Source organism: Vasconcelosia minhoensis LEGE 07310 (assembly GCF_015207255.1).
GTDB classification, from domain to species: Bacteria; Cyanobacteriota; Cyanobacteriia; order Phormidesmidales; family Phormidesmidaceae; genus Vasconcelosia; species Vasconcelosia minhoensis.
In genome coordinates this window covers 1-11,447 of sequence record NZ_JADEXG010000100.1, presented here as the reverse complement: position 1 = coordinate 11,447, position 11,447 = coordinate 1, and the positions used below count along the sequence as shown (strand labels likewise).

Sequence of the window (11,447 nt, the reverse complement as noted above, 5' to 3'; positions counted from 1 at the left end):
TACCCATGTTTTGAACTTGTTAGGGTGACGATACATGGCTCTGGGCTCTGCCGCAGAGCTTTTTGTTTGTTGTGCTTATTGATACATCCTTGCCAAGCGCTTTTTGTCCCGCTTTAAGTTGATACCCTTTGAGAATATACCTGAGCTGCAGCTAGAAAATTGGCTGGTAAACGGATAGCAGTTTCCCTTAGCTCTAGACCACGTTCACAATGCAGCTAATCATGACAAGGTATCCTGAGCGCAGCTTCTTGATTAGTTGCGGATACCGCAAACACTCAGAAGCACAAACCCCTTTATTTTGAATGGGTCTGGAAGACAATAAATTTTATGGGACTAAAATTGGACTAAATTTTCAAGGGCTTTTGGCAAGGCTCAGCAGCCGAAGCAAGCCCGAAGCACCCTGGCTTACTACTCAGAAAACTAAATTTGCTATTCTCATTATGAGACTAAATAAACCAAAAGAAGACTAATATATAGACGACATAGTCTTATTTGTAGACATCTGCTACTGTAGGCGCAACTGATGTGGCTATCAAAAATGGCCATTGGCTGGTAATCCCGTATTCGCAGCAGCACGAGCGGTCGGATTGGCAATGAACCGACACACCTATCCCTAAAACTTTTTACCTCATTTTGAGACTAATATGTATTACGAATAGACTTATAAATAGACATAAAAGACTCTCTATGAGACCAGTTTGCTTTGCAAATGGAGTCTTTGTGAAATTAATTGCTACCAACCACCAACCTCCTGACAGACCAAAGCGACCATCAAGCAAAGTTGCTTATCGGTCTTGTGAATCAGCTTGAGTCTATCTTGCCTTGTAATGAGACCAAAAATAGATAACATAGTCTCAGTATAAGACTTTCCCGAGCTGAGCAAACCTATGCCAGTCAGTTCGTGATCCGGCTGATTTCAATTTCGATTTCAGGAAAAGCCAGGGGGCAGATCGTTCCTTCAGACTTTTCCTGTCGTAGACGATAGGTCTCGTTATCAGGATTTCTTAAAACAATCATTGTCTGGCGCTTGAGGTCAACCACCCAATATTCCTGAATGCCAGCGATGGCATAGGCTTTAGCTTTCTCATAGAGATCTTTCAGCAGGCTGGTATTAGAGAACTCGATTACCCAGAAAATATTTTCTGGATAGGGATGATGCTCACGGTATTCTCGTCCGAGCGGCTGTACGATCGCTAGATCAGGCTGGGGCTCAGACTGGCTGGAAGGTAGGGTGATGGGTTTGCTATCTCGGATTTGGGCGCGATCGCGAAGCACCGCAATTAGATAGTCTCTAGCTTCGGTATTGCTATAGGCGTGGGGTTCGCCTTCAGGCGGCATTTCAACAATTTCCCCATGGAGTAGCTCAACCGCGCGGTCAGCTAGAATTCCCGAATCAACAATTTGGTGATACTGCTCAAGCGTCCATTTAGCGAGGGTGACAGCCATATTGCAGACGCTGACGGTTCAGCAAACGCGCTTTTGACTATGTTAGCAGCTGGGCAGCTGCTAAAACGAGAACGCGCCCTACTTCTGCTCTAGCTCATTCACCGCTGGAGCGTGCAGAATCTTGCCCTCGTAGCTAAAGCGCGAGCCGTGACAGGGGCAGTCCCAGCGCTTCCCCACCTCCAGATTTTTTTAATCGACTACCGTGCAGAGTAAAGTCACCGCCAGCCCTAGCGGCCTGGAGTAAGCTGCATTTTTGAGACTAAATTGTCTTCTTATAAGACTCGCAGCAAGACATAAAATTATTGAATTGAGACTAAAGGTCAGCAATCGCTTCCCTAAATCAGCCCCTGCTCAATTAGCGCCAAAATTTCGCTGACAGAGAAAGACCGCTGTTCTTGAATGGCGAGCTGCTTGACGGCGACTCTCAACTGCTCGTAGCGATCGCGGCTGAGGGGCCGCTTCAGCTGCTGTTCAAACAGGTATTGAAAATTGCTCGCGCCGCTGAATTTGCCAAACCAAACCTCGGGCGGGCCGTCGGCGAAGGGGGCATAGCTGTTGCGATCGCGACGCATTGAACTGAGGTGAATCCCCGTTTCACACCATCGGGACTGGGCCGAGTAGGGTGGATTAGGGCGAAAGCTGTGCTGGTCCATATAGCGAGTAACCTCATCTAGTGCCTTGTAGTCAATCCCCTCAACCTGCCAGCCAAACCGCAGCCGCAAACCGTTGAGCACCTGTTCCAGCGGAGCGTTACCGCTGCGTTCGCCAATCCCGTTAAAGGTACCCGAGATACCGGAAGCCCCAGCCAAGACAGCCTGAATCGTGTTCTCTAAAGCCAGCCCCCGATCGTTGTGAAAGTGGACTGATAGCGCGGTGCCATCGGTACAGGCCAGCAGATCATGAATCCAGATATAGGCTTTCTCGGGCATCAGGGCGCCGACCGTATCGCAGAGCAAAAACTGCTCCAGGTAGGGACCAAAGGTATTGACGCAATCCACCAAAAAGCCAAAGTCGGCGCGGCTGGCGTCCTCCGCAGCAAACCAGACCTTTAGCCCCCGCTCAGCGGCATAGCGCAGATGGGTCAGCACAGCGGCCAGCATCCTCTGGCGAACGGCCTGAATGTCAGCAGCAGAAACATTGTCAGCCGTTTTCTCCCGATAGGCCGGATGGGCAGACAGCTCTGGGTCTCGCAGAAACATCAGCCGATCGGAGACGGCATGAAACAGAATAATCTGGCTGACGCCGCAGTCCTGGGACTGGTCGATATAGGCCTGACTCATCATTGTCGAAGCGGCGAGCTTTAGCCCTAGCCCTTGGACCGCGAGCTGCTTCACCAGCTGCGCTTCCATTTCGTGAACCGCTGGCATTAGCGCAATCTGATGAACCCCCGTCGCCGCAATCAGATGGGCTAGCGCCTGCTTGGTCGCCGGGTCGAGATACAGCCCGACCTGCTGTTCGCCATCTCTCAGGGTTTCATCGGAAATCGTCAGTGCTATTGTTTCCATTGGTTTAGTGGGCGGTTTCGGCCAACGGTAAGTCCCTAACGGAAGATACTATCTGCCCAGATCGCGATTTCACAAGCGCCGTAAGGCCGAACTTCAAAGCGGCATAGTCCCCTTGGGGTCAGGCGGCCTGATATCGCTGATACGCTTTACAGCGCAGCCTGAAACCGCTATCTTACTGGTCTGAGGAGTTGATAGCGCCAATCGAGCTATTCTCAATTGGCCTGAAGCGCATGCACAACCCGGTAGACGCTCAGCGACAGGTTGCCCTATCCTCGTCGCCGCCCGCCGCCCCAGATGCGATCGCCCACGGCGGCCCCGTAGACGACCCAGCCCTGCCTCCGAGCCTCGCTGCCGCCCTCCAGCGGGCAGCCCAAACCGCTGCCGGAATTCGCTACATCGACGCGGCTGGGGCAGTGAAAGAGCAGTCCTATGCCGAGCTACTAGCGGTCGCCCAGCAGGTTAGCCGGGGGCTCCAGGCCAGACAGATTGATCCCGGCAGTCAAGTCGTTATCCAATGCCAGCCTGGCCCAGATTTTATCGCAGCGCTGTGGGGATGCTTTTTGGCGGCGGTGGTGCCGGTGCCCATTGCGCCGCCGTTGAGCTACGACAGCCCGCTGCCGCTGCGCTACGCCCTGGAGCAGCTGGGGGTAGCGTTAGTGATTACTGATGCAGTGCTAGAACCTGACCTAAAGCGGTTTCTAGCGTCAGGGCAGAGTTCAACGCAGACTGAAGCGATAACGCTGGATCAGCTGTGCCGCCTAGAAAATTCCCGGCTTGCCGAGCGGCAATCGGACGTTATCGCAACCGACCTCGACCAGCTGGCTCTGTTGCTACTGACCTCAGGCAGCACCGGCACTCCCAAGGGCGTCATGCTGAGTCCGCGAAATCTGCTCGTCAGCGCCAGCGGCATGGCCCAGGTGAATCAGCTTTCAGACAGCGACATCACGCTGAACTGGATGCCGCTAGAGCATGTAGCCAGTTTAGTGATGTTCCACCTGACTGAGGTCTGCCTGGGCTGTCAGCAGATTCATGTGAACAAAGAATACATTCTCAAAGCGCCGCTGACCTGGCTAGACCTGATTGAGCAGCACCACGTCACGGCTACCTGGGCTCCCAACTTTGCCTATGGCTTAGTCAACGACCAGGTTGCAACCAATCCGCAGCGGCGCTGGGATCTGTCCTCTATTCGCTGGATGGGGAACGGCGCGGAGGCTGTCGTGGGTGCAACAACCCGGCGCTTTCTACAGCTGCTGGCTCCCCATGGGCTGGCTGAAACTGCCGTCAGCCCTGGCTACGGCATGTCAGAAACCTGCTCGGGAATTGTTCATTCCCATCGGTTCTCGCTGGCGACATCCGCCGATGACGATCCGTTTGTCGAGGTTGGCGAACCCATTCCCGGCCTGTCGGTGCGGCTGGTGGATGAGCAGGATCGGCTGGTTAGGTCGGGCAGCGTCGGGCGACTTCAGGTGAAGGGGCTGACCGTGACATCGGGCTACTATCAGCGCCCCGACCTAAATGCAGAAGTCTTTACCGCAGATGGCTGGTTTAATACGGGCGATCTGGGCTTTTTGCAGGACGGGCGGCTGACGATTACCGGGCGAGAGAAAGAGGTCATTGTTCTCAACGGGGTGAACTACTACAGCCATGAAATTGAGGCGGTGGTAGAGGCGATCGCGCCCATTGAAAGCTCTTTCACCGCCGCCTGTGGCGTCCGTCGGCCCGGTGCCCCCAGCGACCAGCTGGCCATTTTCTTTCACAGCGCGATCGCCGATGAAAAGGCTCTCATAGATCTGCTCAAAACCATCCGTCAGCAGGTGCTCCAGGCCCTGGGCATCAGCCCCACCTATCTGATTCCAGTCGAGCCTGCTGATATTCCCAAAACGGCGATTGGCAAGATTCAACGCAGCGTCCTGGTCCAGCGGTTTAGTCAGGGCAAATTTGATCCCATTCTGCAACGGCTGAAGGGACTGATGACGCCTGCCGCGGGACGACCGCTGAGTGGGGTGGAGAACGCGATCGCGACTGTCTGGCAGTCCGTCCTAGCGGTGGAGACGGTAGGGCTGCATGACAATTTTTTTGAGCTGGGCGGCAATTCCCTCAAGCTGATGCAGGTTTTGCAGCAGCTTCAGACCCAGGTGAGTCCAGAGCTAACGGCGGTAGACCTATTTCAACATGCTACCGTAGCGGCCTTGGCTAGCCATCTGCGCCAGCCGCTGCCCCGTATATCTCCAGCCCAGCCTGCCAAACCGCCTAGCCGAACGGCCCAGTCTTCCCAGGCCCCCGCAGACATCGCGCCCGCAGATATCGCAGTAGTAGGCATGGCCTGCCGATTTCCGGGAGCCAACAGCCTGGATGAATTTTGGCAAAACCTCTGCGCGGGGGTCGAGTCAATTGCTACCCTCAGCGATGCCGAAATCTTAGCAGCTGGGGTCAATCCGTCCCTGCTGAAAAATCCTGACTACGTTCGGGCCAGTCCAATCCTCGACCAGGTAGACGCCTTTGACGCCGACTTCTTCGGCTATCAGCCCAAGGAAGCCGAGCTGATCGACCCGCAGCAGCGGCTGCTGCTCGAATGCGCCTGGGAAAGCCTGGAGCACGCCGGCTACGACCCGCTCAGCTACCCCGGCGACATTGGCCTATATGCCGGGGCGTCGATGAATACTTACCTGCTCAACCAGGTCTATCCGCAGCGCCATCAGCTCGACCCCAACGACCCGATGGGTGTGGTCAACCTCAGCTCCATGGGCGGCTTTCAGATGACCGTCGCTAACGATAAGGACTACCTCACCACCCGCGTTTCCTACAAGCTGAATCTGCGCGGCCCCAGCGTGAATGTGCAAACGGCCTGCTCCACGGCGCTGGTGGCGATTCATCTGGCGGCCCAGAGCGTGCGCAATGGAGAATGCGATATGGCGCTGGCCGGGGGCGTTTCGGTGCATACGCCGCAAACGGTTGGCTATCTCTTTCATCCGGGGATGATTCTCTCCCCCGACGGCCACTGTCGGGCCTTTGACGCCCAGGCCCAGGGTACCCTGTTTGGCAGCGGCGCGGGGCTGGTGGTGCTGAAGCGGCTGGCGGAGGCCCAGGCAGACGGCGACGCAATCTACGCGGTGATTAAGGGCTCGGCGATTGGCAATGACGGCGGCGGCAAGGTCGGCTATCTGGCTCCCCGCAGCGAAGGGCAGACGGCGGTGGCGGCAGCCGCGATCGCGCAGGCCCAAATTCCCGCCGAGTCCATCGGCTACGTGGAAGCCCACGGCACCGGCACTGCCCTGGGCGACCCGGTGGAAATTGCCGGTCTCACCCAGGCGTTCAGCACGCAAAAGCGCCAGTTCTGTGCCATTGGCTCAGTTAAAACCAACGTCGGCCATTTGAATATTGCCTCGGGCGTGGTCGGCTTCATTAAAACCGTGCTGGCGCTGCACCATCGGCAGCAGCCGCCCAGCCTGCATTTTGAATCGCCCAATCCCCAAATCGACTTTGCCAACAGTCCCTTCTATGTCAATACCGCGCTGACCGACTGGCCACAGGATAGTCCCCGTCGGGCCAGCGTCAACTCTCTGGGCATCGGCGGTACGAATGCCCATGTGGTGCTGGAAGCCGCCCCGGAGCCCATAGCAGCGCCGGAATCGAGAACTACCGGTCAACAGCTCCTAACGCTCTCGGCCAAAAGCCTGCCCGCGCTGCAATCGCTAGTCGCTCAATACCAAACCTTTCTATCCCATCAGCCAGAAATCTCACTGCCCGACCTCTGTTTTACCGCCAATGCGGGCCGAGCTCACTTCGCCCACCGGCTCGCGATCGCGGCCCACTCAGTCCCCCAGCTCCAGTCCCACCTAAAGGATTATCTCGCCGACCGCGAAAATCCCGCCTATCGCATCGGCCATAGCCCGCAGCCGCATCGGCCCACGGTGGTCTTTCTCTTTACCGGGCAGGGGTCGCAATCTGTGGGCATGGGCCAGGACCTCTACCAAACTCAGCCGGTTTTTCGTCAGAGTTTGGATCGCTGCGCGGATATTCTGCGATCGCAAAATATCCTCCTGCTCGACCTGCTGTTTGACTCGACGCCAGACCGACTCAACCGGACCGAGAACACCCAGCCAGCCCTATTTGCCTTGGAATATGCCCTGGCCCAGCTCTGGCAGAGCTGGGGAATTCAGCCAGCGGCGATGCTTGGTCACAGTCTAGGGGAGTATGTCGCCGCCTGCCTGGCGGGCGTATTCAGCCTGGAGGACGGCCTGCGGCTGGTGGCTGGACGGGCGCGGCTGATGCAGGTGCTGCCGGCGGGCGGAGCGATGGTGGCGGTGCGGGCCGGGGCTGAGCAGGTAAGAAGCGCGATTCTCCTTGGGAGAGGCTCCGCCAACGCGCAGTCAGGACGAAAAGCTGCGATCGCCGCCCTCAACGGTCCCGAAAATACCGTCATTTCAGGCGCTACTGAGAATCTGGCCAACGTGGTCACAGCGCTGACCGCCCAGAGGATTAAAACTCAGCCACTCAAAGTTTCTCAAGCCTTTCACTCATCGCTGATGCAGCCGATGCTGGCAGACTTTGCGCAGCTGGCTGAAACCGTTACCTATCACCCGCCCCAGATTCCGCTAGTGAGCAACGTGACGGGCGAGCTGGCGACCGATGAAATGGCTACACCTGCCTACTGGTGCCGCCATATTCAACAGCCCGTGCAGTTTGCCTCAGGTATGGAAACGCTGCTGGCCATGGGCTGCGATACGTTTATTGAATGTGGCCCCAAGCCGACCTTGCTGAGTCTAGGCCGTTCGCTGATCACTGCTGAAGTCAGCTGGCTGCCGAGTCTGCGACCCAACCAGCCCGACGAACAGGTGCTGTTTGACAGCCTCAGCCAGCTCTACGTGCGGGGCGTTGCGATTGACTGGTCTGGCTTTGCCGCCGCACCGCGCCGTCGCCTGCCGCTGCCGACCTATCCCTTTCAGCGCCAGCGCTACTGGATTGACGCTAAGCCATCCTCCATTGTTGCACCTGATCTGTCCCAGGCTCATCCGCTGCTGGGAGAGCAGATTTCGACGCCGCTGGCAGCTGCCCTGTATTCAACAACCTCGGATCGTATTCCCGATTTTCTGCTAGAGCATCGCCTGCGAGGCCGCAGCGTGCTTTCCGCGACAGCCTATCTGGAAATGGCGATCGCGGCTGGCCAGTCCGTCCTCAAAACCAAACAGCTAGAGCTGCGTAATGTTGTTTTCCAACAGTTTCTGTCGCTAGATTCAGACCTAGCGCTCCAAACAATTGTGCAGAGACAGTCCGAGGGCGTTGTTTTTGAAGTTCACAGCCGTCCAGAAATGTCGCAAGATGCTTGGACTTTGCACTGTCAAGGCGAGATTGCAACAATCTCCTCAGCTCCCCAACAGGCAGTCGATTTGAGTCAGATTCAGCAAACTCTAACGCCAGGGGATGTACAGGAACATTACCAAACCTGTCAGGCTCTGGGTTTGAAATATGGCCCCACCTATCAGAGCATTCAGCAGCTCTGGCGGCGATCTGGAGAAACTCTAGCTCAGGTAGACCTGTCAGAGCCAGCCCAGGTCAGCGAATACCAGCTCCATCCGGCTCTGCTCGATGCCTGCTTTCAAGCTGTCTTAGCAGCTCTGCCGACTCCCATGGCCTGTGTCCCCGTGCGGCTGAAGCGGCTGCGGCTTTATCGATCGCCGGGTTCCCAGCTTTGGAGTCATGTCAGACTGCAATCTCAGGCGGAGTCAGTGACCGCCGATGTTACTTTACTCGACGCGGCTGGGGCGGTCATCGGTGAGGTGAATGGGCTGGTGGCTCAGCCGATGGCCCTGGCCCCAGCCGAAGTGCCAGACTGGCAGCATTGGCTCTATCAGGTGGACTGGCAGCGACAAATTCTGACAAATTCAGAGAAGAATCGCGTTGGCGGAGCCTTTCCGAAGGAAAATCGCGCCCACTGGCTCATCTTTGCCGATTCCCAGGGGATCGCTGAACAGGTTTCGACCCAGCTCCCGTCCTACACTTTAGTAACGCCCGGCAAGTCATATCAGGCTGAAAACAATCGAGTTCAGATTGACCCTAAACAGCCCGAAGATTTTCAGCGCTTGCTAGTTGAGTACCCGGCTCAAGGCATTCTTTACTACTGGAGTCTGGCAAATTTGCCGCCCCAGGCCAACGGTACAGAGCTGAAGATAATGCAGCAGAACTGTCAGGCGGCGCTCTATCTGGTGCAGGCTTTGCTCAGCGCGAGTTCAATAAACGGTCGGGAACTTGAACCGCCTCGAATCTGGTGGGTCACTCGGTCAGCGCGGCAGGTTGAATCAGTCCCGACGGGTCTGAACGTGGCCCAGGCACCGCTCTGGGGTCTAGCTCAGACCTTAGCGCTAGAACATCCCGAACTTCAATCAACGTTGATTGATTTAGAGGTAGAAGCAACGGCTCAGGCAGCTCAGCATCTGCTCAACGAGATTCTGGCGGATACCGCTGAACCTCAGATTGCCTTTCGCGATGGCGATCGCTATGTCGCTCGACTAGTCCAGTCTACTCTTTCCCATGAACAGACAGAGGACGGCTCAGCTCAACAGCTGAAAATTTCCGCCCGAGGCAGCTTAGAAAATCTAGCCTGGCAAACCGTCAGCCGTCGGTTTCCCGGCCCCCCTGAGGTAGAAATCCAGGTTCAGGCAGCGGGGCTCAACTTCCGAGACGTACTCAACGCGCTGAACCGCTATCCCGGCGAGCCGGGGCCGCTGGGGCTGGAATGCGCGGGCAGAATTGTCGCCGTTGGGGCAGCCGTCAGGGACTTGAGCCTGGGGGATGAAGTAATTGCGATCGCGCCCGCCAGCCTCTCCCAATATGTCACCGTCCCCGCCGCTCTGGTCATTCCCCGCCCAGGCCGACTCAGTCCCGCCGAGGCGGCAACGCTGCCGGTCACCTTTCTCACCGCCCACTATGCGCTTAGACAGCTAGCCCAAATTCAGCCGGGCGATCGCGTCCTCATCCATAGCGCTGCTGGTGGCGTAGGCCAGGCCGCGATTCAGATTGCTCAGCAGGCCGGGGCAGAAATTTTTGCGACAGCATCGCCGCCCAAGTGGGATTCGCTTAAAGCCCTTGGGGTTCGGCATGTTTACAATTCGCGATCGCTGGACTTTGCCGAGCAGATTCAGGCTAAGGGACACCAAATCGACATTGTTCTCAATGCGCTTTCAGGAGACTTCATTGCCAAGAGTCTGTCGCTGCTCGGGCAGGGAGGCCGATTCCTAGAGCTGGGTAAAACCGATATCTGGTCCGACGCGCAGATGGCCCAGGTCAGACCTGATGTGGCCTATCACGTGATCGATCTAGTGCAAATTACTCAGCAGCAGCCCCAGCGCATTCAGGCCATGCTGAGCGACCTGATGCCGCAATTCCAAACCGGACAGCTGACGCCGCTACCCCATCGGACTTTTGCCAGCGATCGCGCCGTCGAAGCCTTTCGCTGGATGCAGCAGGCGAAGCACATTGGCAAAGTTGTGATTGCGCCCGAGCCGCCTGCGGTGGGCTGGCAAGGCACTTACTTAGTCACCGGCGGCCTGGGCGCGCTGGGCCTTCAGGTGGCCCAGTGGCTGGCGCAGCAGGGCGTTCAGCAGCTGCTTCTGATAGGCCGAAATTCCCCCACATCAGTGGCGAAGTCTGTAATTGAGCAAATCGAACAGGCCGGAACTCCGGTAGCGGTAGCTCAGGCAGATGTTTCTAACCGCACGGCCTTAGCCGAGCTGCTTCAGCCCTACCGACAGGGACCCTATCCCCTGCGCGGCATCATTCACGCGGCGGGGCTGATCGATGACGCCACGCTGCCGCACCAGAGCTGGGAAAAATTCGCGCGAGTCATGGCGGCCAAAGTGCAGGGCAGCTGGCACCTGCATCAGCTGACGCTAGACTGGCCGCTGGATCGGTTTGTCCTGTTCTCCTCCGCTGCCTCGCTACTGGGCTCCGCCGGTCAGGCCAACTACGCCGCCGCCAATGCCTTTATGGACGCGAGCGCGCACCACCGCCGGTCCCAGGGCCGCCCTGCTGTCAGTATTAACTGGGCCGCCTGGCAGCAGTCCGGCTTAGCGAAAAGCGATCGCGCCCAGCAGCGGCTTGCGGCCCAGCAGCTAAAATCGCTAGAGTCCGAGCAGGGGCTAGCAATTCTAACCCATCTACTCTCTCATTCTTGCGGCACAACCCAAGTTGGCGTCTTGCCAGGCGATATCGCAGACTGGTTGAGGATAGCAGAGCCAGCCATTCGAGCCGACCTTACCCCTACTCAAACCGAGCCCGCCCATACCAGCGAAACGACAATCCAACAGCAGCTGGCAGCCCTATCCCCCGACCAGCAGCAAGAATTCTTGTTAGAGATCCTGCGATCGCAAATTGCCAAAGTCCTGGGCATCCCCCCCAGCACCCTCACCGACCCCCACCAGGGCTTCACCGACCTGGGCATGGACTCCCTCACCTCGGTCGAACTCCGCAACCGCCTCCAAACCACCCTCACCCATCCGC

Annotated in this window: 3 protein-coding genes and 1 pseudogene; 1 reads left to right on the top strand and 3 read right to left on the bottom strand. The window is 57.3% G+C overall.

What is annotated here, in order from left to right:
* Nucleotides 1–894 precede the first annotated feature (894 nt).
* The 3 genes and pseudogenes from IQ241_RS23995 to IQ241_RS23985 form a co-directional block, all read right to left on the bottom strand.
* Nucleotides 895–1,446: a Uma2 family endonuclease gene (locus tag IQ241_RS23995; RefSeq protein ID WP_193912132.1), complete on the bottom strand. Its 552-nt coding sequence runs from the start codon at nucleotides 1,444–1,446 to the stop codon at nucleotides 895–897.
* Between the two features lie 78 nt (nucleotides 1,447–1,524).
* Nucleotides 1,525–1,617, bottom strand: a pseudogene (locus IQ241_RS26840) (Rieske 2Fe-2S domain-containing protein); the annotation flags it as partial.
* 164 nt (nucleotides 1,618–1,781) lie between these two features.
* A complete protein-coding gene (locus IQ241_RS23985; protein ID WP_193912130.1) occupies nucleotides 1,782–2,951 on the bottom strand; it encodes a 2-isopropylmalate synthase in 1,170 nt (389 codons plus the stop codon).
* A gap of 188 nt (nucleotides 2,952–3,139) precedes the next feature.
* Between IQ241_RS23985 and IQ241_RS23980 the strand changes: the two genes are divergently transcribed.
* Nucleotides 3,140–11,447 (top strand): type I polyketide synthase (locus tag IQ241_RS23980; RefSeq protein WP_193912128.1); only part of this gene is annotated, 8,308 nt, incomplete at its 3' end.

Bases quoted from the DNA above. Each gene is read 5' to 3' on its own strand.
- IQ241_RS23995 (WP_193912132.1), bottom strand. From the start codon at position 1,446: ATGGCTGTCACCCTCGCTAAATGGACGCTTGAGCAGTATCACCAAATT.
- IQ241_RS23985 (WP_193912130.1), bottom strand. From the start codon at position 2,951: ATGGAAACAATAGCACTGACGATTTCCGATGAAACCCTGAGAGATGGC.